This is a genomic window from Acinetobacter sp. LipI_19 (assembly GCF_058242925.1).
Genome location: NZ_JBZAYK010000001.1, coordinates 4,345,878 through 4,372,153, shown reverse-complemented (window position 1 = coordinate 4,372,153; position 26,276 = coordinate 4,345,878). Strand labels below are relative to the sequence as shown.

The 26,276-nt window shown below is 38.2% G+C and carries 23 protein-coding genes; 10 read left to right on the top strand and 13 right to left on the bottom strand.

The genetic code is table 11. The features are described 5' to 3' along the window. Positions 1-95 precede the first annotated feature (95 nt). The 6 genes from AC4CVF_RS20875 to tusA all read right to left on the bottom strand — a co-directional run bounded on the left by AC4CVF_RS20875 (position 96) and on the right by tusA (position 6,140). The gene (locus tag AC4CVF_RS20875) at positions 96-596 is read right to left on the bottom strand and encodes a hypothetical protein (RefSeq protein ID WP_419327960.1); all 501 of its coding nucleotides are present in this window, start codon (positions 594-596) and stop codon (positions 96-98) included. An 84-nt stretch (positions 597-680) separates the two neighbouring features. Next, complete coding sequence (locus AC4CVF_RS20870; protein WP_336953734.1) at positions 681-1,556, bottom strand: hypothetical protein; 876 nt, start codon at positions 1,554-1,556, stop codon at positions 681-683. Between the two features lie 2 nt (positions 1,557-1,558). Further along, complete coding sequence (locus AC4CVF_RS20865) at positions 1,559-4,327, bottom strand: type VI secretion system Vgr family protein (RefSeq protein ID WP_490789902.1); 2,769 nt, start codon at positions 4,325-4,327, stop codon at positions 1,559-1,561. An 89-nt stretch (positions 4,328-4,416) separates the two neighbouring features. Continuing rightward, positions 4,417-5,253 carry a nucleotidyl transferase AbiEii/AbiGii toxin family protein gene (locus AC4CVF_RS20860; RefSeq protein WP_336953732.1) on the bottom strand — a complete coding sequence of 279 codons (837 nt, stop codon included), beginning with the start codon at positions 5,251-5,253 and terminating at the stop codon, positions 4,417-4,419. Positions 5,254-5,279: 26 nt separating this feature from the next. After that, positions 5,280-5,858 (bottom strand): hypothetical protein, encoded by a 579-nt coding sequence (locus AC4CVF_RS20855; RefSeq protein ID WP_336953731.1) that lies wholly within the window; start codon positions 5,856-5,858, stop codon positions 5,280-5,282. Between the two features lie 24 nt (positions 5,859-5,882). Then, complete coding sequence (tusA, locus tag AC4CVF_RS20850; RefSeq protein WP_336953730.1) at positions 5,883-6,140, bottom strand: sulfurtransferase TusA; 258 nt, start codon at positions 6,138-6,140, stop codon at positions 5,883-5,885. A 193-nt stretch (positions 6,141-6,333) separates the two neighbouring features. On the opposite strand from tusA, the gene AC4CVF_RS20845 reads away from it, so the two are divergent. Further along, positions 6,334-7,173 (top strand): CorC family transporter, encoded by an 840-nt coding sequence (locus tag AC4CVF_RS20845; RefSeq protein WP_004816763.1) that lies wholly within the window; start codon positions 6,334-6,336, stop codon positions 7,171-7,173. Then, a complete protein-coding gene (gene lnt, locus AC4CVF_RS20840) occupies positions 7,170-8,729 on the top strand; it encodes an apolipoprotein N-acyltransferase (protein WP_336953729.1) in 1,560 nt (519 codons plus the stop codon). The genes AC4CVF_RS20845 and lnt overlap by 4 nt, the downstream gene beginning before the upstream one ends. A 67-nt stretch (positions 8,730-8,796) precedes the next feature. Here lnt and AC4CVF_RS20835 read toward each other — a convergent pair whose 3' ends face one another. After that, positions 8,797-9,135, bottom strand: a complete 339-nt coding sequence (locus AC4CVF_RS20835; protein WP_336953728.1) for a tRNA-binding protein — start codon at positions 9,133-9,135, stop codon at positions 8,797-8,799. A gap of 349 nt (positions 9,136-9,484) precedes the next feature. Between AC4CVF_RS20835 and AC4CVF_RS20830 the strand changes: the two genes are divergently transcribed. Continuing rightward, positions 9,485-9,748, top strand: coding sequence for a DUF2798 domain-containing protein (locus tag AC4CVF_RS20830; RefSeq protein ID WP_034617824.1), 264 nt, complete (start codon positions 9,485-9,487; stop codon positions 9,746-9,748). 74 nt (positions 9,749-9,822) lie between these two features. Here the strand turns inward: AC4CVF_RS20830 and AC4CVF_RS20825 are convergent, their stop codons facing one another. The 3 genes from AC4CVF_RS20825 to gspF all read right to left on the bottom strand — a co-directional run bounded on the left by AC4CVF_RS20825 (position 9,823) and on the right by gspF (position 12,122). Next, positions 9,823-10,158, bottom strand: a complete 336-nt coding sequence (locus AC4CVF_RS20825; RefSeq protein WP_336953727.1) for a hypothetical protein — start codon at positions 10,156-10,158, stop codon at positions 9,823-9,825. A gap of 281 nt (positions 10,159-10,439) precedes the next feature. After that, a complete protein-coding gene (gspG, locus tag AC4CVF_RS20820; protein WP_004816754.1) occupies positions 10,440-10,877 on the bottom strand; it encodes a type II secretion system major pseudopilin GspG in 438 nt (145 codons plus the stop codon). Between the two features lie 39 nt (positions 10,878-10,916). Continuing rightward, complete coding sequence (gene gspF, locus AC4CVF_RS20815; protein ID WP_336953726.1) at positions 10,917-12,122, bottom strand: type II secretion system inner membrane protein GspF; 1,206 nt, start codon at positions 12,120-12,122, stop codon at positions 10,917-10,919. Between the two features lie 168 nt (positions 12,123-12,290). Between gspF and AC4CVF_RS20810 the strand changes: the two genes are divergently transcribed. The 6 genes from AC4CVF_RS20810 to AC4CVF_RS20785 all read left to right on the top strand — a co-directional run bounded on the left by AC4CVF_RS20810 (position 12,291) and on the right by AC4CVF_RS20785 (position 19,736). Then, entirely contained in the window at positions 12,291-14,516 is a 2,226-nt protein-coding gene (locus AC4CVF_RS20810; RefSeq protein WP_336953725.1) for a primosomal protein N', read from the top strand. Between the two features lie 279 nt (positions 14,517-14,795). Beyond that, positions 14,796-16,691 (top strand): monovalent cation:proton antiporter-2 (CPA2) family protein, encoded by a 1,896-nt coding sequence (locus tag AC4CVF_RS20805; protein ID WP_336953724.1) that lies wholly within the window; start codon positions 14,796-14,798, stop codon positions 16,689-16,691. 83 nt (positions 16,692-16,774) lie between these two features. Then, on the top strand, positions 16,775-17,650 hold the full coding sequence (gene hslO / locus AC4CVF_RS20800) for an Hsp33 family molecular chaperone HslO (RefSeq protein WP_004725526.1): 876 nt from the start codon (positions 16,775-16,777) through the stop codon (positions 17,648-17,650). Positions 17,651-17,995: 345 nt separating this feature from the next. Then, complete coding sequence (locus AC4CVF_RS20795) at positions 17,996-18,964, top strand: DnaJ C-terminal domain-containing protein (protein WP_336953723.1); 969 nt, start codon at positions 17,996-17,998, stop codon at positions 18,962-18,964. A 41-nt stretch (positions 18,965-19,005) separates the two neighbouring features. Continuing rightward, the gene (locus AC4CVF_RS20790; RefSeq protein WP_004725521.1) at positions 19,006-19,344 is read left to right on the top strand and encodes a chaperone modulator CbpM; all 339 of its coding nucleotides are present in this window, start codon (positions 19,006-19,008) and stop codon (positions 19,342-19,344) included. 122 nt (positions 19,345-19,466) lie between these two features. Continuing rightward, a complete protein-coding gene (locus AC4CVF_RS20785) occupies positions 19,467-19,736 on the top strand; it encodes an HP1242/YdcH family protein (protein ID WP_336953722.1) in 270 nt (89 codons plus the stop codon). A 7-nt stretch (positions 19,737-19,743) separates the two neighbouring features. Here the strand turns inward: AC4CVF_RS20785 and AC4CVF_RS20780 are convergent, their stop codons facing one another. From AC4CVF_RS20780 to rpsO, 3 genes are all read right to left on the bottom strand, one after another. Continuing rightward, positions 19,744-20,967: a magnesium transporter CorA family protein gene (locus AC4CVF_RS20780; protein WP_336953741.1), complete on the bottom strand. Its 1,224-nt coding sequence runs from the start codon at positions 20,965-20,967 to the stop codon at positions 19,744-19,746. 148 nt (positions 20,968-21,115) lie between these two features. Then, positions 21,116-23,203: a polyribonucleotide nucleotidyltransferase gene (gene pnp / locus AC4CVF_RS20775; RefSeq protein WP_336953740.1), complete on the bottom strand. Its 2,088-nt coding sequence runs from the start codon at positions 23,201-23,203 to the stop codon at positions 21,116-21,118. Between the two features lie 255 nt (positions 23,204-23,458). Then, on the bottom strand, positions 23,459-23,728 hold the full coding sequence (gene rpsO / locus AC4CVF_RS20770) for a 30S ribosomal protein S15 (RefSeq protein ID WP_004725514.1): 270 nt from the start codon (positions 23,726-23,728) through the stop codon (positions 23,459-23,461). Positions 23,729-23,997: 269 nt separating this feature from the next. Between rpsO and AC4CVF_RS20765 the strand changes: the two genes are divergently transcribed. Further along, complete coding sequence (locus tag AC4CVF_RS20765) at positions 23,998-25,296, top strand: serine hydrolase domain-containing protein (RefSeq protein WP_336953721.1); 1,299 nt, start codon at positions 23,998-24,000, stop codon at positions 25,294-25,296. Positions 25,297-26,276: the final 980 nt, after the last annotated feature.

The following is a 26,276-nucleotide window of genomic DNA, read 5'->3' as shown; positions in this document are numbered from 1 at the left end:
CGGTGGTCCAAACTACCCGAATATGTAAATCAACAAACCCGCTTCGGCGGGTTTATTGTCATTAATTAAATTTCGTTTTTAACGAAAAATTTATACTACTTATCTCCACCACCAAATAGAACAACCAGCCTAACATAGTTTATTTGACTTTCAATTTCATTTTTTGATGAATAAAATTCATATATTATAGAATTATTTTTTTGATTACCAAATATATGTTTATATAATGTATTTGGGCTGTACGGACTAGAGTAAATCGCTGATTCTTTTTCAACCAGCTCCGAATATTTAAAGAAAATATTATTTTCTTTTAACAACTTTACATCAGCCTTTATCGGTTTTTTAAACACAGGTTGATTTGATGGGGAAAAAACAAATTTATATTTTTTCTCTTTATCATTTAAGTTTAAGACTTTGATTGTGGCTGGATAACCAAATTTATTTTTAGATAAAACGTATACGCCTCTATCAGTTAAAGTTCCATCTTTTAGCACATGCACTTTCAAAGCTCCCTCAAAGAAGAGACTACTATTCCACTTTTCTGTTTCACCCACTCTTGTGATTTCATTTATCAACATAATAGTATTATCAATCATCTTGTCATCCATTGTTTTGGAATTTACAGTTGAATTAAATATTAAAAACAATAATAAACTTATCAACTTAAAATAATACATTATCTAACCATTAAAATATGAGTATATTTTGAGAGGATCTTCATCACCCTCACTTAAAAACCAGTCTGTAGTATTCTCATCATCAAACTCAGGAACCATAACACCATAATTCATATTATTAGCTGAATCTGTTCTTAAAAAGTAAGTATATTTCAAATCTTCCTCCTCATTATTTATTTTAAATTTAAATGCAGCTAATAGCTCTTTTGCTTTTCCTACATTTGGATACTCTGGGTAACTATAATGTTTTAAATTAGAATTAAATAAATGTTCATTCCATGCAAATGGACATATAGCCTTTTTCGATATCCCATACATTTTTACATAGCCATAGGCATCAGGAATTTTTTTATCTAAAATATCTGAAAGAATTCTATAAGCTTCTTTTGCACAAGTTTCATTGGTAATTGCTCTATATTTTTTATCATTTGATTTCTTTTGCTCCCATTCATTTGTTTCATGATTATAAAAATGATTATTTGATTTCTCATACATTTTACTTACTTCATTTTTTATTTTTTTTGCGTCATCTTCACTAATATTTAGAACATATAATTGAGCTACCTCACCAATCGGATATTGACATGTTGAAGCATTTCCAATTACTTTATTTTCACCAAGCTTCTTTCCAGCGCTAGGGCCAAAACTAAAAAAACTAAAAACATCATCATTTTCTACAACATAAAAAAAAGCATGTCCCCAGTCTAAATTAGGGCCTGTTAAATATTGATGTTTAGCCGATTTCGAGGAGAATGTTATCTTTGCATTTTGATATGCATATGAAGCATTAGCCTCTGTACCAATAACTAAATAATACTCATTAACTTCAATTTCTGTTATAGGCTGATTAATCTCAGTAATATATTTTTTCTCATTCATTATTATAGTTCCACATCCAAGCTAAATTTTTCTTGCTCAGCTGTATAAATCCTATTTGTTTTACCCTCTTTGTCTGTTTTACCTTTAAATTTTTTCCCATTTGCTCCATTTAAAACATAACTAGTATTCGGCATGATTTCACCTTGCTTATTCTTTAAGATAAACTGATGAGAGTATATATTCTTACTTGGTAGAAAAGGAATTTCAAAGTTAACTCTTTCCCCACCCAAAAACTTATGCTGCCCCGCCTTACTCTCAAACTTACCTGCAGTGGTCGGTAAGACACCTGCACTACTAATTTCAACTTGAGAACCATCTGCAATCAAAATAATTTTCTTATCCGCTTTAATCTCGATCTTGTCTTCGGTCGAAATAATTTGAATACCTTTACGTGCAATCAAATCCGCACCATCGCCTTGTGCTTGGATCTCAACTTTACCTTTCCCTGCAAATAATCTTGCCCCTTCTTGTGCCGCAAAAAGACTGATCTTAGCACTGGCATGCCCAATCAAAGCCTTTTGTGTGCTTAGGTTGATACTATCACCCGCAGTTTCATAGATTTGTCGATCGGCAGAAAGATGTAGATCTTCATTAGTAGCAAGCGCAACCGAATTGGGTGAAGCCAATAACATCAGGGCTTGCTTAAAGATATCTGCTTGATTTTTTGCTTCACGGGATTCACCTTTTTCCAAAGATGAAATAAAAGATTTCAAATGATCTAAATTTTCTAAAGGATCCGTTTGCTGATTCTTGGCAACTTCACTTAAAGCCTTAGAATTATTTAGGCTGCTTTCTAACTGACTTTTCGCGGCTGTTGCATCAAGGTGATTGCCTGAAGCTGAATCTTGGCTATAGGTACTCAGCAATAGGCCTTGCCCTGCACGTACTGCTCCCCATTGGTCTGTTCTTAGTTCAAAGCCTTCGCCTCGTCCTTCACTGGTATCCGTTTCTTTAGGATGACTCAGATTACCAAGGTTAAGTTGACTCGCACCGTGACTGCTTTGTAGCTGGCTGCTGATTTGATCAGTGGTATCATCAAATCTAAGTTGCCCATAGCCACTGCCTTTAACTTCTCGACTTTTGATCCCTGCCAGTTTTTTGGTATCAGGCAATTGGCCTTTGTCATCAAATTTCGTTGGACTTCGTTGCGCTTCATGAATACGCCCCACCACAAATGGTCGGTCAATATTGCCATCAAAGAAATCTATCACGACAATCTCACCAATCCTCGGCAAGAACCGCGCACCATAGCCTTCACCTGCCCACGGGGTCAGTACATCCACCCAAGCGGAATCGGTGTCGTTGTCATTGCTCCCTGCACCACCATCATGACTATGATCTTCATTACGGGTAAATAGGAAGCGAACTTTAATGCGCCCCCATTCATCGACATGAATTTCTTCTCCACTTGGCCCAACCACTTTGGCTCGTTGTGGATGGGTACTAGGACGATGTTGTAGTGGGTGGTATTCAGGAACAGTGGTGATATTACGGCGTTGTAGTACCAATTGATTGGCTTGGCGTTCTGGGTTGTTTGAGTCTACATTTGAATTGACCCAATTACTTTGTTTGAGCAAGCGATTGATTTGTTCATTCAGATCTTTGGGTAAGTTGTTCTGGTTATAGAATGTCTTTGACGTGATCAGAAATTCTTTGTCTGAGCCACTGTGTTGGTCTATTTCTGGGTGTTCATTCAATTCAAACCAATACCCCACTTGCGCATCACGTACAGTGGAGTTGGCAACAAATTGCTTGGATTGAGCATCATAGTAATGACTGAGGTTTTGGTTGATCTTTTCAATCTGATTGTTATTTGAAGCGGTTGCTTGATCTTCACCATTCAGGTCTTGAATCCATGCTGGACTGATATGCCAAGCTTGTTCTAAACCAAGACTGGCATTGTTTTGGTTTTGGCTATGTTGATGTTTGCTTTGAACACTGCCTGCACCTTCTTCTTGTTCTAACACATCTGCTTGCCAGCGTTGTACATGGACAGCAGTGGGTTGTAAGCTGCGTTGTCCAATAAAGCTGGTGATGCTGTCTTGTTGTTCTGTGGCACTGCTACGATGGAAACGAATTTTTCTTCGTTCTAGCACTTTGTATTCGCTGTTGTCATCCACTAAACGCAGTTTTTGTGGTTGAATTTGAGTCGCAGAACTAGGCACAATCAATTGCGCCTCATCAATCAGCCAGTTGATCCCTTCACTGCGCATCAAGCGGCTTAAAAATGCATAGTCACTTTCGTTGCTCTGCATAATGAATGGGCGGATATCGTAGTCTTTTTTAAGACCACTTTTATCGAGGCTTAGACTGGAGGCAAAGAGTGGGCTTTTGTCTTGCCATTCTTTAAACAGCGCTTCTATGACTTGAACAACCGACTTGTTCATAAACACTCGACTGTTACGACGTTTATGCCACAGTGAAGTGGCATCTTCGAGTTTGAGTTTATATAGCGTCAGTGCACCATCACTTTGCCCTTGTGCTGCTTCGGTAATCACCCCTGTGCTACGAAACAGTTGTCCATGATCTGTGACTTGATCAATCGCCACTTGGCTACCGATAAATTGTTTAAGTGGAATCACAGCCGAAGTGGCAAGGCAAATCAGTTCAATAGACACGCCTTGGTTTAGACCATGTTGTCCATCGATGCGTTGTAAGAAGACTTGGTTGTTTAAGTCTGTATTGCTAAATTGGATATGCAAAGCTCGTTTTTGTGCGTTTAGTCCAAGCTGATCCAATATTTTATAAATGCTATTTAGTAAGCTGTTCATTTGAATGAGTTAATTATTATTAAAAAATATGTTTAGATTATAATCATAAGTCAAAATTCTGTCATTTTTAATTTTGTAAAACTCTTTGATTAGGGTGTTGAATCAATTAACTCTAATAACTCCGCATCAAGCAATGACTGAGTAAAAATATTCCAAAAATCTTCAAATTTCTCGGGAATATCATCTAAATTTGCAAACTGAATCTCAGATCTTTCATTCTGCCAATTTTGTGCCAGCTTCATACAAGCATCAGCCAAAATAGGTTGATTCAAATACAAAAACTTAGTCAAAACCAAACCATCTCTTTGACATTCACTTTTCAATATTTCTATGGCATAAAGTTTTGCAAAAATATCCGAAAATGATGGATGCTTGAGTAAATAGGTCAAATCAAATATATCTTTATAGCGTGGGTTCACAATACATTGGTGTAACTTCCATGCAATTTGCGTAGCTAAAGATGGGGTTTGTGCCAATCGGAAGTCCTTACCAACAAAAGGATGATAAATAAGTCTGTTGTGAATATCTTGAATTTCAAGATTAAATGAAACATCAATATCTATTTCAGTTTTTTGCCCATTCACCCATGCGATAATATTTGTACTGACTGTTGGAAAGTCTTCTGCCATTACATACTCCAACTCCCACCAATAATTATCTTTCGAAAATGGTTCATAACGAATACCATCATTAAAATCTACAGTTGTTAAGTAGCACATCCATTCATTCAAATGATCCTGAACAAAATGTCGATCGATTAATGGTTTTAAACAAATCCAATCTAAATCTTGTGGTTTACGTTCAATATGCGCAGGAAAATATTGCCGAGTTAAGAAACTTCCTTTTAGCATAAAAGGAAAGTACTGGTGGCTTTCTGCAAAACGTCGAATCAGGCCCTCACAAGCCTTTTGCTTTATTTCATTCATTTACATTCTTCTTTATCTATGTCTATTTAAGATAACCATCCATGATCTAACATGATATTGGTATCATAAATACAAATCTCAAATCTTTCTTTAGCAATCACTCTATGTTGGTTTAATAATGCTATGCGCAACAACTCTAAGCGTTTCAAGAAAAAATCTGCTGTTCCTATTTCGCGTAATGTTAAAAATCGAAAGTTCTCACGGCGTTTTAAAGCATTTTGAGACAAGTGTGCTTGATGATGCTCACATAGTTGTTTAAGTTCAAAAGCATCTCTACATTCAATCAAAGCATGCCATTCATAATAATAAATAGACTGTTGATCTGTTTGAGAATCTTGAAATGGAAGTTCAATCTTGGTTCGGATAATTTGAATATTCTGTTGTTCAAACGCCTTGATCCAAGGCACAATATCCTCAAGGACAGTACTTAAATCCGCTGAGTAAACACATTTAGAGAGCATAATCTGTTTAGAATACATACCACGGGCAAGTATAATTTCAAGAGGCTTAGCATCTAACTGTTTACACATCGTTTTAAACTGATGGTACATCACTGGACTTTTAATATCCGCTGTCAGATGCACTTCAAATTCTTGTTTTTGCATCTATAATTACTTACCCGTTTTCTTTTAACCTTTCTTCACTAAATAGTGAAATTCCTTATTCCCGGCATCATCTAGTACTTCTTCTTGTAAAATCAACTCATGACCGAGATGCATACAAAATTTAGGAATGTCCCAAGAGGTTGAATTATCAGTTGCAAATACTTCAACGACATCACCTGATTTAGATTTACGAATTGCTTGATGCAACATCATTACAGGCTCAGGACAACGTAGTCCACGCGTGTTTAATTGAATGCTTGCTTTAGGCATCGGTTCAGACATTATCTATTCTCAAAAAGAAGCGAAATCACTCAATAATTTTAACACAAACTCAAATAATGAATAAGGCTTGCAATATATCTATAATATGACACATACATTCATCTATTTACCTTAGTTAATAGATAGACATCTGTGTTTTCTTCGGTATGATAAAAAAACATTTACTAGATATTAAACGTCTTTAGGAAAGATCATGCACGAGGAATCAGGCCCATCGTGGGGAATGCGTGGCTTACGCAAATGGTTAGGAACAGCGCCAGAAACCCGAGATGAACTGCTAAAATTAGTACAAGATTCACGTCGTTTTTTAGAACCCGATACTGTTGCAATGTTAGAAGGCGTATTAGACCTTCCTGCAACAAAAATCCGTGAAGTCATGACTCCGCGCACAGCGATGGTCAGCTTACAAGAAGATGATCAACTTCTTGATATTTTAGACATTCTTATTGAGTCTGCACATTCACGTTTCCCTGTTTTTTCTTCTGATCAGCCTGAAAACGTGGTGGGTATTTTACTTGCTAAAGATCTTTTACCCTTTTTAACTGATCGTTCATCTGTTGTAGATGTGCATGCGTTAATGCGTCAGCCATTATTTGTCCCAGAAAGTGCACGTTCCGACCAAGTTTTGAGGATGTTAAAAAACACTCAAACCCATATTGCCATTGTAATTGATGAATATGGTTCAACAGCAGGTCTGGTCACTTTAGAAGATATTCTAGAAGAGATTGTCGGCGAAATTGAAGATGAGCATGATAACGTTGACGAAGAAGCACAATTTATCATTCCAGATACAACACATACCACAGCCAATACATGGATTGTGCAGGCACTTACACCAATAGAACATTTTAACAATGTTTTAGATGCTGAATTTCCTGACGATGAAGTAGAGACTATGGGCGGATTACTGCTTCAAGAAATTGGTCTAGTGAGTGATCTTCAAGGCCAAGTGGTTGAGCTTGAGGATTGGGAATTTACAATTATTGAAGCAGATGCGCGCACTATTCATCTGATTCGAGCTGTACATAAATGAGAGCATACTTTGATAAGCTGTTAAATTCATCCCAACAACAAAAACAGCTGCCCTTCATTTTCCCATTATTGATTTCGTTAATATCAGGCGCAGTGTTCAGTTTAGCACTGGCGCCTTATTACTGGTGGTGGTTGGCAATTTTATCGCCTGCCCTGCTATATGCTTGCTTAAAAGGCCGTACACCACGCCAAGCATTTGCGATTGGCTTAAGCTATGGCTTTGGTCTATGGTTTGTTGGCGCATTCTGGCTCTATACCTCGATTCATGTGTATGGGGATACCAATGCTGTATTGAGTGTCTTGATGATCGCCATCATGGCCATTGTCATGGGGCTTTTTACCGCAATTCAGACTTGGGTATATCGTAGATTCTTCCCTGAAACACCATTAACTTTCGCTCCTTTGTGGGTTATTTTTGAATGGTCCAAGACTTGGGTCTTTACAGGTTTTCCTTGGTTATTTGCAGGTTACGCATTTACTGAACGACTCTTAGATGGCTATGCTCCACTCTTTGGTGTGTTTGCAGTATCTTTTGTTGTGATTATCCTTGCCTGTGCATTGGTTGAAATTTTAAATAGAAAAGTCTTTTGGATCTTTCCTGCAATCATTTTAATCCTTGGCGCATGGGCTGCATCATTTATCACTTTCGTACAACCGAAAGCAGAAAAGCCGCTCTCCGTTTCTTTGATTCAAGGCAATATTCCGCAAGATTTAAAATGGTTGACTGAATATCAGGTTAAAACCTTAGAAATTTATGTAAATTTAAGCCGTACTGAATGGGGGCGTGATCTGATTGTTTGGCCAGAATCATCGATTCCACTGTTCCAAACAGATATTCAACAATTCTTGGATATGATGGATCAACAAGCCAAAAGTTCAGGCACAGCATGGGTAACGGGTATTCCTTATTGGGACTTAAAAGAATCACAAAAAAATGGCTATCCGATGTACTACAACAGTATGATGGCTTCTGGCGCAGATTCTTCAGGCTTATATAAAAAACAACGTCTAGTGCCTTTTGGTGAATATATTCCACTTTCAGGATTGTTGGCTTGGGTGTTACCTGCGCTACAAAATGATCCATCCATGAGTGGATTTTCCCAAGGTGCATCCAATCAAAAGCCTTTTAATATTAAAGGAAATGATTTGGCTGCAGCCATTTGTTATGAAGTGGCCTATCCGAATCTCACTCGACGTAATGCGATTAATAGTGACTTTTTAGTGACTGTTTCTAATGATGCATGGTTCACGGGTACAGCAGGGCCATTACAACATCTTCAAATGGTGCAAATGCGTGCCAAAGAAAATGGACGCTGGTTTATTCGTGCTACCAATACAGGCGTAACAGCATTTATTGACCACAATGGGCATATTGTAAAACAAGCCCCTGTAGATCAAAAAGCTGTGCTTCGTGGTGACTTACCTGCCATGCAAGGCGAAACTTGGTACACCCGCTTTAGTGATTATCCTATTTTGTTGCTCTCCCTATTATTATTAATTTTGGGCTGGATCTATCGCCCTAAAGCAGTCGATATTAGCTTTAAATCTAGACGTTAATATTTGAATCCCTCATCTCTGGTTTAAGGAGATGAGGTAAACTTCAACAAAAAGCTTGATTCGATTGTTAAAGTAACTTTGTTCCCAATGGTACATTTGCATCAGGCACACACAACGTCACATGCCCATCTTGATTATGAAAACCCGCCACTAAACACTCTGATTGAATCGGTCCAATTTGTTTTTTGGGAAAATTCACAACAGCAACCACCAGCTTCCCAATTAAATCTTCAGGTTGATATAGGTTGGTAATTTGCGCACTCGATTTCTTTACACCAAGCGCTTCGCCAAAATCAACATGCAAAATATAAGCAGGCTTACGCGCTTTCTCAAATACTTCGGCTTGAATAATTTTTCCGACCCTTAACTCTACTTTAAGAAAGTCATTCCATTCTATTTGTTGCATTGCTGAGTCCTCGTATTTTTATCAGTTCATCTCGAGAGATAAAATCATTTTAGATAAATTTAAAGCAATCAACCTTATATAAAACAGACAAATGATCCTGTTAAAAAGACAATCATGTTCAACCTAGCCCCAACCCAAGTCTTATCAAAACGAAATTGAAAATATTTTCGGTGCATTTTTATTATATTTTTTTCAAGTTTATGCTAAATTATTTTCGCTGATCATAAAGCCGTAAACGTTTACGTCAATCAACGTGCCAACATATCTCCAACAAGGCTTGGGGCTATTTTTAATCAAAATTTTAATATTTTGGTGCGGCACTGGCGTTTGTTGGTTTACGGAGTAAAAAATGCAAAATTCTAAATCGTCTTATTTTAATTTTAAAAAGATTCCACATCGCTATGCAGCGATTGTTTTACCTCTGTTACTATCTATTATCATGACATTTATTGTTTCATGTATCAGTACATTCAGAAGCATGGGTTTTGAGAATTTTTCGCTATACACATGGCTTTCAGCTTGGGGGATTTCTTGGCTGATTGCCTTTCCAGTGTTACTTTTTATCTTACCTATTGTGCGCAAAATCACCATGAGCCTTGTTCAGCCGACTTAGTTGAAACTTGAATTACTAAATCATCGTGCAAAAAAAACCGAGGATTATACCCTCGGTTTTCCATGATATTTCAACTAAAGTTGAGTCACCAAATAAGACATCATTGCAGCTAAAAATAACATTGGCACATAACAATATGAACGTACTAAATATTGTTCTAATAATGATGAGAATTCAGTTTTCAACTGAAATACTGTCAAATTTAAGGCATTATAAAAACTAATAATAGATAATGCACTAAATACGCTAATCGCCATAAAACCAATCATGATCTGGCTATTGGCATCGGCAACTTGCCAAATATTGAGAAAAAACTGGCTAATCGGTAATAGGCTCAAAATTAAAAGAACAGATTTGAGCATAGTCCAATGAAATTGGCTGATTTCATCTGGTAATAATAATGCTTTCATCTCATCCTCCTCAGCAATTCAGATTGCCCTGAGAACTATTATGCAAGCTTTTAATTAAATAAAAAGTCTATTTTTATACACAATTTAACTTTCTTGTAACTATTAAATATGGGAATAATTCTTATTATAACTCTCAAACATCGTTATTTTAAATAGCTGTTATATTTCAATAAATTAAGTACATTTTAGCAAACAAGAAAGATTATCACTTCACTCAATATTTATTAACTCGATTCAATGAAGTGATTAACTCAATAAACTATAACTTAAATATTCTTTAATTAAGGTTGGTAATAAATATCAGCATCATTTCCTTCACCACCTTGTTTACCATCGGCACCAAAAGAATATAAATCAAACTTACGACCTTCAGAACCAGGGATCACATATTGAATATCATTTTCCCAACTGTCTTTCGGATAACCACCTTTAACATAACCACCAGGTAACCAGTTTTTAGCCGTTGCGGGTTGATTGACAAGCGCATCTAAACCACCATCTTGGCTTGTCGGATAACGCCCATTGTCCAATTTATATTGATCTAAAGCACCCGCTACACCTTTTAATGCAATTTTAGTGGTGTCAACTTTGGCTTTTTCACCACGTCCCATCACATTGGGTACGATCAATGCTGCAAGTACGCCTAAAATAACAATCACAACCATCACTTCAATTAAGGTAAAACCTGACTGACGAGTCCTATTCATCTTTCGTTGCATCTGCTTACTCTCTATATATTCTTTATAAAAATAATTGGCTTAAATCATATTGTTCATATTGACGATTGGCAACATAACTGCAATCACAATAACCAAAACAATACCCGCCATAAACACCAACATTAATGGCTCCAATAAAGCCAATAATGTTGAAATAAATGAAGATACTTCTCGATCCTGCATATCTGATGCACGGCTCAACATTCGGTCTAACTCTCCCGAAGCTTCACCACTTTTAATCATTTGTACCATCATCGGTGGGAAATAACCACAACGCTCCAATTGCGTAGCAAGATTTCCACCCTCAGTGACTTTCTCTGCTGCAATATTGACAGCATCTCGTATTACCCAATTACTACTCACAGCGGCCCCAATTTTCAAAGCATCTACGAGCGGTACACCTGATTGAGTCAGAATAGATAAGGTACTGGCAAAACGTGCCGCATTTATACCACGAGATAATTTACCAAATAATGGCAATCTGAGTGTTAAACGATCAAAAGCATAGTGCCCTGCAGAAGTTCGCAAAAAACGAATTAATAAGAAAAATCCAACCACACTAAAAACCAGCATAAAGGGCCATGCCTGTCGAATAATCTCACTGGCTTTCATCAGTGCTACAGTGATCCAAGGTAAGGCTTGTTTACTTTGGTCAAAGGTTTTAACAATGTCTGGAACAACATAAGTCATTAAACCCATCACAATTGCAAAAGACATAAACATCAAGATGATTGGATAGATCATCGCACCTTGAATTTTCTTTTGCATGGCAAAGCGGTTTTCGGTGTAATCAGATAATTGATCTAAAATTAAATCTAAATGCCCTGAACGTTCACCCGCAGCAACGGTCGCAATATACAAATCTGGAAAGCGTCCTGTTTGTTGCATCGCTTGAGCCAAAGAGTGCCCTTCAAGCACTTTTGAACGTGCCGAAAGTAAAAGATTTTGTACATGCACTTTTTCACTTTGTTTGGCAACTGCTCGTAATGCTTCCTCTAAAGGAATCGCAGCAGCGACCAAAACAGAAAGTTGACGTGTCATTAAGGCCAGATCATAAGCCGAGAATTTACGTTGAAAAAATCCTGAACTTTTATTTTTATCTTTTTGTTCAACAGCATCCACCGTGACAGGAATCAATTCCTTGTCCCGTAGTTGTTGTCGAATCTGGCGTGCGGAATCTCCTTCTAACACGCCTTTTTGCTGCTTTCCTGAAGCATCAATTGCAGTAAATTGATATGCTGGCATTATTATGCTCTAGTTTTCCAAAATTTTTTGATTACGCTGTTGCGTCATACCCTATAAATCATTCATATTCATGTTTATAGATGACTGTTACACTCTAACACAAGCCGAATCTGCACATGAAACAATTTCATCACAGCCTCACTAAATTAATGAGTCACTAAATTAAAAATGTCGAATACCCTTGCTACGCCACAGACGATTTATCGTATTCAAGTTGCTGTTCCAGTCTATTTGAATGACTGCTTTGATTACCAAGTCACCGCTGAACAATATGCGCAAGCTGAAGTCGGTGCGCGTGTTGCAGTGTCTTTTGGCAGACAGAATCTGATTGGTGTTATTGTCAAGAAAGTACCGATTGATGAACCTGTGGATTCCCATTTTAAACTCAAAGCCATTACTGAACTGTTAGATGAACAGGCCATTCTAGACAGTAAAGTTTTAAGTTTATTGACATGGTCATCACAATATTATCAATTTCCTATCGGTGAAGTGATTCAAACGGCGTTACCTACCTTATTACGCCAAGGGAAACCTTATAATTTATTGGCACGTATCTGGAAACTTTTAGACTTACATGCCGAAGACAAAGTTAAGCGTTCTGAAAAACAACAAGAAGCCTATAAAATTTTAAAGCTACACCCGAAAGGGACACAGGAAAATATTCTTAATCTAAGTGGTGTTGAAACAGCCACACTCAAAGTCCTTGAGAAAAAAGACATTGTTCGTTGTGATTTAGAACCACAAAATGTCACGCCAGAACCGGTGCAATTGGCACAGATGCCCCTCACGCCAAATGACGATCAGAAGAAAGCCATTCAAGCGATTTTAAAAGCGCAGAAAAAATATCAAGCGTTTCTACTGGATGGTTTAACTGGGAGTGGTAAAACCGAAGTTTATTTGCAAGTGATGCATGAAGTACTTAAACAAGGCAAACAAGTCTTGGTTTTAGTGCCTGAAATCGGCTTAACCCCACAAACCATCAGCCGTTTTCAATCACGTTTTCATTGCAATATTGCCTTACTGCACTCAGGCTTAAATGACACTAAACGTTTACAAGCATGGCAGCATGCGCAAACGGGCAAAGCCTCTATTATTTTAGGCACACGTTCTGCAATTTATACACCTTTGCCACAGTTGGGTTTGATTATTTTAGATGAAGAGCATGATCTTTCGTTTAAACAACAAGAAGGCTTTCGCTATCATGCTCGCGATGTGGCCATGTATCGTGCACATTTAGAAAATTGCCCGATTATCTTAGGTTCGGCCACGCCTAGTATTGACAGTTATTATCTTGCTCGCCAAGAAAAGCTGACACGGATTGAATTAAATCAACGTGCTGGTGCCGCAATCATGCCGAAAATGCATTTGATTGATTTAAAAGTGGCAAAAAAACAGCATGGCTTAAGTGATGTTTTGATTGCTGAAATCAAAAAACGTTTAGAGAAAAAAGAACAAGTTCTGATTTTTTTAAATCGCCGCGGTTATGCCCCTGTGCTTATCTGTGAAAGCTGTGGTTGGCAGGCCAATTGCCCCAACTGCGATGCTCACTTTACCCTGCATTTAAAGCCTTATCAGCATTTGCACTGTCACCATTGTGGCACGATTAATCGTATGCCTGATGCTTGCCCTCAATGCAATCAACAACAATTAAAGCCAATTGGCATGGGAACTGCCAAAGTTGAAGAAACCTTGAATGAGCTGTTCCCTCACTTCCCCGTCTTGCGCGTAGATCGTGACTCAACTAGTCGGGTTGGTAGTTGGCAAAAGATTTATGATCAAATCCAAAAAAGTGAACCGACTATTTTACTTGGCACGCAGATGCTGGCAAAAGGACATCACTTTCCTTATGTCACCTTAGTGGCAATTTTGGATATCGATGCAGGTTTGTTGAGTGTAGATTTCCGTGCTACAGAACGTACTGCGCAATTAATTATTCAAGTTGCAGGTCGTGCGGGTCGTGGTGAAATGAAGGGTGAAGTCTATTTACAAACCCTAAGACCTGATCATCCTTTATTAAACACCTTGATTCATAATGACTATCGGACCTTTGCTAAACAAACTTTAAAAGATCGCCAAGCCGCACAGCTTCCACCCTTTCGTTATACAGCTTTGATTCGCTGTGATTCAAAGCATCAGGAAGAAAATTTAAAGTTTCTGACTGAAATGACGCAGCTCCTTAGACAAACTGCCGAAGATAATTTAATTGATATTTGGGGACCGATTCCAGCGCCAATGGAGCGTAAAGCAGGACGTTACCAAGCTCATGTGGTTTTGCTTTCTCAAGATCGGGCAAAAATGCATTTTTATATTCGTCAATGGTGGCAACAGCTGTTACATAGCAAACCCTCTACGATGAAAATAACCATAGATGTTGATCCGCAAGAATTGAGTTAAATTTTTAATTTAGTTTATTGCTATACAAATTGAGATAATGAACCGAGTCTCAATTAAACCACTGCTGCATTTTGTATTGTTTAAATACGCACAATATATCTATTTATATGACGATAGACTTGCCGCCATTAGGTGAGGGTACAAAGGCTATCCCCCTCATAGTGCTAATCACTGTTAAATTTTTATTAGGTAAATAGACAATTTCTGAATAAATATCTCCAAGCCCATCACAAAATCACGCTACAATTTCTAAATAAAGAAAAAACTTAAGGCAAGTGAATGTCACTGTTACTCCAAATCACTATCTTCCTTGGCGCGGCATTAATCCTTGTTCCATTAGGGAAAAAACTCGGTATTGCTACCGTGCTAGGTTACTTATTTACAGGAATACTTCTGGGTCCAAGCGCGTTTAACATCGCCAACGATCCAGAGGAAATCATGCACCTTGCAGAATTTGGGGTGATTTTACTGATGTTCCTGATCGGTTTAGAACTTCGCCCACAACGTTTATGGGAAATGCGCCAATCTATTTTTGTGATGGGAAGTTTACAGGTAGGGATTACGGGATTGGTTCTGATGGGAACGATCTATTTAATCTTTCAACAATCACTCCCCGCAAGTTTTGTCATTGGTTTTGCCTTAGCACTTTCTTCAACCGCCTTTGTTTTACAGCTTTTGGAAGAAAAACAACAACTCAATACTACCCATGGTCAGCAATCCTTTTCAATTTTACTTTTTCAGGATATTGCTGCTATTCCCCTACTCGCCATTATCCCCCTCTTAGCAGGTAGCGAATCAAGTCATCATGGTATTGCTTACTTTGCCGCGATTGTTGCCACGTTTACAGGTTTATTTTTGTTTAGCCGTTATGTGATGCGACCTTTTTTTCGCTTTGTGGCAAAAAGTGGAGCAACTGAACTGATCACAGCCGTTGGCTTATTTATCGTGCTGGGTGTGGTGTTATTGATGGATACACTCGGAATTAGCACAACCTTAGGCGCTTTTTTAACGGGTGTGCTTCTAGCTGACTCTGAATTCCGTCATGAACTTGAAGCCAGTATTGCCCCCTTTAAAGGTTTATTGCTCGGTTTATTCTTTATGACGGTGGGAATGACCACACAAATCTCGCTAATTGCAGATATGCCATTATTGATTATTGGTGGCGCAGTCAGTTTAATTATGATCAAAATGATCGTGATGGCAGCCATTGCACGTTATAAAAAAATGAGTTGGACCAACAGTTTAATGGTCGCAACCTGTTTAGCCCAAGGGGGTGAATTTGCCTTTGTGGTATTAAACGTGGCAAAAAGCGAGAAAGTCCTAGCTGAAGCAATCATGGAACCCATTACCTTAATTGTGACCTTATCAATGGTACTCACCCCGATCTTCTTTTGGTTAGTGAGCACGCAAGTATTGCCATTAATCAATAAAGACAGTGCACCCAAATACGATGAGATTCCCAACGAACACCCAGCTCTTATTGTTGCTGGTTTTGGTCGTGTAGGGCAAATTGTTGCTCGTTTAGCACGTATCCGTCATTTTACCTTTACTGCCATTGATAATAATTTACAAAAAATTGATTTTGTTCGACGCTATGGTGGTACTTTGTATTATGGCGATGTGACTCAACCCGATTTACTACGTGCGGCTGGAATTGAACAGGCTAAAGTTTTTGTATTAGCAATTGATAATGTTGAAGACTCAATGAATGTTGCTCGACATATTTTACTCAATTATCCAAACCTTACCTTATTAGTTCGAGCACGAGATCGCTATCACATGCACCTCCTGCGTGATGTCGGGGTCAAACATATTTGGCGTGAAACCTATTTGACTTCATTGGGTATGGGATATCGAGCATTGTGTGAACTAGGAATGAGTAAACAAGAGGCTTATGATAGTGTTGAGCTATTTAGAAATTACGATGAAGAACTGTTAACGCGTCAACAACGCATTTATACCGATGAGCAAAAGCTTTTTGAAAGCTATCGGGACTTTATTTCGGAGCTTGAGCACCTGTTTGAAAGTGATGCGCAAGTTGAAAACCATAATCCTGATCAATATAAAGATGTCCCAGATTTGGATGAATCCGGTTTAGAAAGACCCACAACAAAAGCTCAAATGCTACATACCAAACACGATCGTATTAATATTATACGTGATGACGAAAATTAACTTTAAGATGCACAGTTTTTCAGGTGAAATAAACTTGTGATTTATAATATCGCCACCATCTAAACAGGGATTTGGAGAATTTTATGTCTGATTTACGTCAACGTTTTTATATTGAAGATAGCCCTGTACGTGGTGAAATTGTACATTTAGATACAGCACTACAAACAATTCTATCGCAGCGTAATTATGCGCCCGCTGTGCGTATTTTATTGGGTGAAATGTTGAGTGCAACAGCATTACTTGCCAGCACATTAAAAATTAAAGGACGTATTAGCTTACAAATTCAAGCACAAGGTACATTCAAATGGGCAATGGCTGAATGTAACCATTTAGGTGATGTCCGCGCACTTGCAGATTATGAAGAAGACCCACATTTTATGTTGAGTGAAGACAGTAGTACTGTGCTTAGCACCTTGCAACAACCTGTTCTATTTATCAATATTGAACCTGAGTTTGGTGAGCGTTATCAAGGGATTGTGCCACTAGATCAACCTACTCTTGCCGCTTGTTTAATGCAGTATTACGATCTTTCCGCACAAATTCCAACACGTATTGTCTTGGCAAGCACGCATCACAATGCGGGCGGTTTACTAATTCAGTTATTACCACGTAATAATGAAGAAGAACAACAACGTGTCGATGAAGACTTATGGCCACGTTTGATTATGCTGACTCAAACGTTAAAACCTGAAGAGTTGACAGATTTAACCGCACAAGAAATTCTTTATCGTTTATATAACGAGGAAGAGGTTCGTCTGCCAGACGTTGAACAACTTCAATTCAACTGTACCTGTTCACGCGATAAATGCAAAAATGCGTTGATCCAAATTGGTCTAGATGCGGTCAAAGAAACCCTAGAAATTCAAAATCCAATTGAAATGGATTGTCAATTTTGCAATAAAAAATATCAGTTCACCGCAAAAGAAGCTTTGAATCTGTTTGGTGAGCATTTAAGTTAATCTATTGAGATCTGAATGGTTTAAATTTGCAAAAATTTAACTATCGATTTTTACTAAGAAGAGCAAATTCAGTTTGCTCTTTTTTTTCAATTAAAATTCAAAGCATAATCAGCAAGTTTTATAAGTTAAAATGTTAAATAGCTATTTGGAATCGTCATTTACTTAACCAAAGCAACAACCCGAACACACAAAGCCCATAGAACATGAAACACCACCTTTATCAGGAATAAGCGGGATTTTGTTCTAGATAAGTTTTGAAACAATAACCACACTAAGTTGCTCTTCCATCTGTAGCCAAAAAGGCATAAAACTAGAATAAAGTTAAACAAAATAATGACCTTAAGTATGGCAAAAAATTATTATGAAGATTTGGGTGTTTCTAGAAATGCGACACCAGACGAAATTAAAAAAGCTTATCGAAAACTCGCACGTAAATATCATCCTGACGTGAGTAAAGAAACTGATGCTGAAGCAAAAATGCAAGCCATCAATGTCGCATATGACACCTTAAGTAATGAAGAAAAGAAAAAACAATACGATTTTGAACTCGACAACCCCTATGCCAATACAGGTGGGTTTGGAGGGCAATCTACAGGTCAAAGTGGTTTTGACGGTAGCCAATTCCATCGCTCATACAGTAGCAGTGGTGGACAAGATTTTAGTGGTTTTGAAGATCTATTTGGACGTTTCGGTGGCGGTTTTGGTGGCGGACATCAACAAGATTTTGGACAACGCGGCTCTCAGCAACAGCGCAGCTATAAGGGTGAAGATCAACATGCCAGTATTGAAATTCCTGTAAGCATTGGTTATGAAGGCGCAACCCAGAGTATCACCTTACAAATCCCTACCTATAATGCCTATGGTGAGCCCGAGGTACAACGGAAAACCCTCCAAGTTAAAATTCCGAAAGGCATGAAAGAAGGTCAGCAAATTCGCCTTGCAAAACAAGGACAAGCTGGAATTAACGGTGGTGAAAATGGCGATCTTTATATTGAGATCCAATACCAAGACACTGACCGTATTCGTGTTGAAGGTACTGATGTCTATTACACAGTTGATGTTACACCTTGGGAAGCAGCACTTGGTCAAAGTATTGAAATTGATACCCCAGCAGGTAAAGTAAAAGTAACTGTGCCACAAAATGCCAAACCCAATCAGCAACTCCGTTTAAAAGATAAAGGGATACCGCATAAAACCCCAGGTCATCTTTATTTGGTGATTAATATTGTTTATCCCAAAGCAACCACCGAAACACAGCAAAAAGCCTATCAACAATTTGCTGATGCTTTTAATGACTTTAATCCCCGTTCATAATTTTATAGATACCAACATAGCCTTGCTAAAGGAGAGCAATCATGACAACTATTCAATATCGTGAAATTGTCTATGACGGTTTCCATGATGCAGAAATCGTGGATGAAAACCTAAATCTAGATCTCAAGCATTTTGCTGAGGCATGCGGTCAAAGTCCGGATTGGATTTTGCAATTGCTTGAATATGAAATTTTACCCGCACGTCCTGAGGATCGTATTCATCAATTTTTTGGAGAAGACATCTCACGGGCACGCCGCGCCTATCGTTTACAACGCGACTTTGAAGCCAGTTTATCTGCCGTTGCAATGATGATGGATTTACTTGATGAAGTTCAACAATTACGAAAACAAGTCAAACATCTTCACCTTCATACTCATTAATTCATTTCAAAATGTTAATGCCTAGTGACAGGTTAATATTTAACCTGTCATGATGGAGAACTTGTCTCTCCATTTTTGTTTTATCGTTTAGAATTTTATGACAAAGAGGTTAATGAGCTCTGATGAATTCGAAAGTAATGAATAAAAAGTTGAAACACATGTTCCCAGAACACCGTGATCTCATGTGTAGTTTAAAACAAGAAGATCCGCATTTTGCTAAACTTTTGATTGACCACGATGAACTTGATCGTGAAATCAGTCACCTTGAGCTTGATCCACTCAATCATATTCATGAAAATATTGAGCAGCTCAAGCGGAAAAAATTAAGATTAAAAGATCAACTCTACTTAATTTTACAAAAGACAGCTCAAATAAATCCTCAACCAGAATAATGCTTAATTATTTCAGTTTTGTGATTTTTTCGACTTCTTTCATGGTTTGTTTGATCGGTTCATAATCTAAAAACCAGAGTAAATTGACGTGCTGATTTTTATGTTGTTGTGCCAACATATCAATCACACTTCGTTCACCACGTCCTACCAAATGACGACGGTAAAAATAGACTAACAGCCCAATCGTACAACCTAACATCACACCCAACATCACCCAGAAACCTATCGGACTACGTAGACCTGGAATGAATTCAAAATTCATTCCATATACCCCTGTTAATAGAGTTAATGGCGCAAACACGGCAGTAATAATCGCAAGAATTCGCATATTCTCATTGGTTTGATTGGCGATTGCAGAAAAATGTAAATCAATCGCAGTTTGAATTGCCGTACTTAAGCGTACTGTATATTTTTGAATACGCTCAACATGGCTAACGAGATCATCCACGCGAACCAGCATAATGTCCTGCTTCTCAGTGCGTTTTTTACCTTTTAAATGGGCATAATTTTCAACAATTTCATCTCGAAGTTCTTGTAAGGAATCTATTTGTTCTTCGCACAAATTTTCGATTTGTTGAAAAACCAGATTCTCCTGAAACAGTTGATGCCACTTAGTAAAGCGGCGATTACCTTGCAAAAGTTCTTGTTGCCAAAATTCAACGCGACGAGACAAAGGATTACGTAAATCCAAATAGCCATCAATCATACTATTTAGCAAGCGCAGTGCTAAATCTAAAGGCGTAGTGGGTAATTTACGTGGTTTATTCTGTTCTTCTAAACTCTTATTCATGATATTGAAAATACGTGCAAGATAACTTTCAAAGGCATGGTTGCCTTTTTCATGAATGGTGATTAAAGCTTGTGAAGTAATAATAAAACTGACTGGCGAAGACGCTAAGCCAAAAACATGATCATGCTGTTCAAGTGCATCTTCACCACTATCGATCTGATCATCTGGGGTTATTAATTTACGAAAAATCAATAAATCATAATCTTCCATTGCATCAAATGCGCATGGATGTTCGATATTTAAAATATCTCGAATATGATATTCATTGAGGTGAATCTCGGTCGCATTATAGACTTCTTTTTGCCATAGCTCAGCACGATTGACCACATCTTCACGGGTACAGTCCACCCAAACAAATTGTTGCTCTGCATTAAAAACAGGCTCTTTTTGTATACAAGTATAAGGTTCATCTGTGTGTTGAAAAAAATAAAAGCTTTGCATATCCACGATATTTTTAGTCTTTCTTGTTATGCATCATGCCATAAAAAAAGCCCTGAGCAAGCCAAAGTTGTAACTTTGGCAAAGCACAAGGCAGTCTTTTCTTTATTAAATTTTAATCAAACTGTAAAAGATTTAAACCTTGCAAATATTATGCTTGGTCTACATCTTTCATAGTTAATTTAATACGACCACGGTTATCTACGTCAGCAACTTGAACTTTAACGTCTTGACCTTCAGCCAAGATATCAGTCACGTTTGCAACGCGTTCGTTTGAAATTTGCGAGATGTGAAGTAAACCATCTGTACCTGGCATGATATTTACAAACGCACCAAATTCAACGATACGAATCACGCGACCTGCATAGATTTTACCTGGTTCAACTTCAGCAGTAAGCGCTTGGATTTTTGCAATCGCTGCTTGAGCAGCCGCTTTCGTTTCACCAAATACACGTACAGTACCGTTATCTTCGATATCAATCGCTGCTTTTGTTTCTTCTGTGATTTGACGGATTGTCGCACCACCTTTACCAATCACATCACGGATCTTATCTGGATTGATGTTGATCACTTGGAATGTTGGTGCATGCATAGAAATTTCAGGACGTGCACGTGAAATCACTTGGTTCATTGCATTAAGAATATGCATACGACCTGCATAGGCTTGATTCAACGCAACTTCCATAATTTCTTCTGTGATACCTTCGATTTTGATATCCATTTGAAGCGCAGTAATACCGTTTGCAGAACCAGCAACTTTAAAGTCCATATCACCTAAGTGATCTTCATCACCTAAGATGTCAGAAAGAACAGCAAAACGCTCGCCTTCTTTTACTAGACCCATTGCGATACCCGCAACTGGCGCTTTAAGAGGAACACCTGCATCCATAAGTGATAATGAAGCACCACATACAGAAGCCATTGAAGATGAACCATTTGATTCAGTAATGTCAGATACAATACGAATCACATACGGGAAGCGATCAGCTGGTGGAAGAACAGCTTGTACACCACGACGTGCTAAACGACCATGACCAATTTCACGACGCTTAGGACCAGATTCACGACCTGTTTCGCCTACAGAATATGCAGGGAAGTTGTAATGCAACATGAAGTTGTCAGTTTTTGTACCAGACAAGGTATCCACCATCAACGCATCACGTGTATTACCCAAAGTCGTTGTAACCAACGCCTGAGTTTCACCACGTGTAAATAATGATGAACCATGAGCACGATCTAACACGCCCACTTGTACATCTAATCCACGAACAGTTTTAGTATCACGACCATCGATACGTGGTTTTCCTGAAAGGATGTTGTCACGTACAGTACGGTATTTAAGATCTTCGAATAATTCGTTTAAGTCATCTGCAATGCCAGATTCGTCATTTTCAGGAACGAATTGAGCAGTTGCTTCAGCTTGAAGGGCATCTAAGGCAGCATAACGGTCATGCTTAACAGCAATGGTATACGCTTCAGAGATTTTAGCTTCAAATGCGTCTTTTAATTTTGCACGAAGATCTTCGTTTTTAACTGGAGCAGTCCAAGTTGATTCTGTTGCACCAGCGGCAGCAGCAAACTCTTTAATCGCTTGGATTGCAATTTGCATTTCGTCATGACCGAAAAGCACAGCGCCTAACATTTGGTCTTCTGAAAGTTCTTTTGCTTCAGACTCAACCATCAATACAGCAGATTCTGTACCTGCAACTACAAGGTCAAGGTCAGATTGAGCAAGTTGTTCTAAATTTGGGTTAAGGACATATTCGCCATTGATCAAACCAACGCGCGCACCACCGATTGGACCACGGAAAGGTGTACCAGCGATTGCAAGTGCAGCAGAAGTACCTAACATTGCAGCAATGTCAGCATCCATGGTTTTGTCTGAAGACACAACTGTTGCAGTAACTTGGATCTCGTTGAAATAACCTTCTGGGAACAACGGACGAATTGGACGGTCAATTAAACGAGAAATTAAAGTTTCTGCTTCTGAAGCACGGCCTTCACGCTTACCATAACCACCTGGGATACGACCCGCAGCATATTGTTTTTCTTGATAGTTAACTGTAAGTGGGAAGAAATCTTGACCCGCTTTAGCAGTAGGTTGTGCAACAACAGCAACCAGTACTGTTACGCCGCCCATTGTAATAAAAACCGTGTTTGCTTGACGAGCAACACGACCTGTTTCTAGCACAACTTGATGTTGACCATATTGAAATTCTTTACGAATAACATTAAACATTGACATGTATTTTTGTTTCCTAATTTTATTCTAGTGGAGACCCCTAAGGTTTGGCATTCACATCAACCGCATAAATGACAAAGCTTAGAAGCCGACCTCACTAGACAATAAATCTTTAGTTAGACTAATTTTAAACACGAAGAAGGAGCGAATATTCGCCCCTTCCCTTTTATCCAGTAAATACTGGATAGACTTTAGTTTTCATCAGTACAGCATTCAGCATGCAATAATCCGAAAATAAAAGTTTAAATCGAATTAACGACGTAAACCTAAAGCAGCAATCAAATCGCTGTAACGAGTAGCATCTTTACCTTTAAGATAGTCAAGAAGCTTACGACGTTGGTTAACCATACGGATCAAACCACGACGGCTATGATGATCGTGTTTGTGTTCTTTAAAGTGACCTTGCAAATCATTGATTTGAGCAGTCAATAAAGCAACTTGTACTTCAGGTGAACCAGTGTCATTTTCAGCACGAGCGAATTTTGCAACGATCTCTGCGCGATCTGCGTTTGTTAAAGCCATTCGATTTCTCCGAGATGCTTAATTTAAATATTTGATACAAATCAAATTGACTCTTCAAAATCAATTTAACTGCCGTGCATCACTACAGCAGTCGCCTATTTTAAAGGAACTGGGGTGAGATTGCAAAAATATCGTACAACCATATTCCATAAGGCTTAACTACAAGACTATTGCAATTTTTTTACAGATAGCATGGCAATTGGGACACTGACATCATGCTCAACTCAGTTCACACTGCCGTGGAATAAAAATAATCATGGAAAAAGATTGTGAAATTGTTTTCAACCAATACCTGCTATGTACCTAAGGACTTAAGCAGTATCACTCAGCGCAAAAATGAAGTGTCTCCAGAACTGGGAGGGATGAACCAACAACAAGTTGAAAAGATTTGGCAAAGTATTGAAAATCTGTATCAAACAGGCAATCATCCCCTGATCACCATGTGCCTAAGACGCAAAGGCAAGATTATTCTCAATCGTAGTCTGGGTTATGCGTCAGGTAATTCTGCCGATGGTCTCGCTTCAAATGCAGTACTTGCCAATCCAGACACCCCGATTTGTCTATTTTCAGCATCAAAAATAATTACAGCAATGCTGATTCACATGTTAGATGAAACAGGTGCAATCAATCTATTAGATCCGATCAGTTATTACATTCCTGAATATGCACAAAATGGGAAGCGCCGTGCAACAATTTTCCATTTGTTGTCCCATCGTGGTGGAATTCCACGGATAGAAATGGAAGTCACCCCAGAACTGCTTTTTGATAAAGATCGTATTTTGCAACACCTTTACGCTGCGCAGCCCATTTCACCAGCTGGTACGCATTTGGCTTATCACGCTGTTACTGCGGGGTATATCTTAGGTGAATTGGTTGAACGGGTAACAGGACAAGATATTCGTCAGTTTTTACATGAGCACATTGAAAAACCGATGGATATGCAGTTTTTTAACTATGGCTTAGAACCAGAATATAGAGATCAAGTTGCTTTAAATTATCCGACTGGTGTACACCCTAAACTCGGTACAGACTTATATTTAAACCATGTGCTCGGTGGTGGCTTACAGCTTGCTGTCGATGTGACTAATGATCCACGTTTTATGGATACGGTATGTCCTGCTGGCAATATTTACACTAGTGCTGAACAAGCCAATCGCTTCTTTGAGATGTTATTGAATGGTGGTCAATATAACGGCAAGCAAATCATGAGTCCTGAAACTGTATTTCGTGCAACTTTGCCCACTTCAACCACCAACATAGACCGAACCTTGCTTGCACCGATGCGCTATGCTTTGGGGCCTATGCTCGGCAGTAACCCAGTAGGTATATTTGGACCAATGACGGGGCAAGCTTTTGGGCATTTAGGCTTTTCCAACATTCTCTGCTGGGCCGATCCAGAACGTGATATTAGCGTCAGTATTTTAAATACAGGAAAAGCTGTGGTTGGAACACATATTCCTGCTCTGGCACAAACGCTTTATCAAATTTCTAGCCAGTGTCCTAAAATTCCTAAAACACAACGTAGAGCTTTATTTGGCACAGATCGAACAGAAACCGAATTGGTTTAAATAACAGCTTTAAACGCGACAGATAATACATGAAAAAGCCCTAAGATCACTCTTAGGGCTTTTCCTTTGCGCTGTAGTTTCTTGTTTAATTATTGTGCTTATCTTATTTATAGTATTTGCTTGTACCCTAAGCAGTTTTTGTTTTTGTACATGACACTCATTTCACAACCATGTGACCAATTATGTCCTTATGTGACTTATTATGCCTGTGACAGACATTGAACAGAAGTCGCATTTACCGCAAGATTATGTGAGAAATAACGTACATAGAGGCAATGGCTGTAACCTTTTAAAAAAACCTTGTAAATTTTAACCATTTGCAAAATCACTTTATATTTATAGGTGACCTGTCAAAAAATTCAGACTCAAGAATATAATTATCATCAATTAAGATCTTCAATTAAATCAAATACAGGAATAAGTAAATTATTTAATTATAAAAAGTTTGCAATAACACACCTTATATTCAAAGTTTAAATACCTTTGCGTTAGCGATGCCCCACTTTTCGTAAGGGTTGCCAAACCTTGCGCTACAAACAAAGCACTGCTTTTTTTTGCTCATGGGCGAGGGGGTGTCCTGTAGCTCCACCCAACATGGAGACATCCATGTCGCCACACGATAGGATCACCATCTAGGGTTCAATAGTACAAAAATTGAATTGATAACTAACAGATTCTAAAAGTTCATACAAAAATAGAAGTTTTATTTCTGACTAATGATTTGATAGAAACCACTTGTATGATTAATAAGGTGGTTTGACTAGACCCAAATTTAAAACTTAATTTAAAAAATAGATTGATTCTCTTTGAGGTAAAATTCAGCATTTAATTTTAATAAAAAAGCCCTGTAGTCTCTCCCAAAACTACAAGGCTTAGCGGCTGTAAGTTTCCTCTTATCACTTACTTTCCTGTAAGTTCGCAGTCTCACGACTTTAAATTATTATTATTTTGCGATTTTACTCAACGATCCTTGCTGAGTT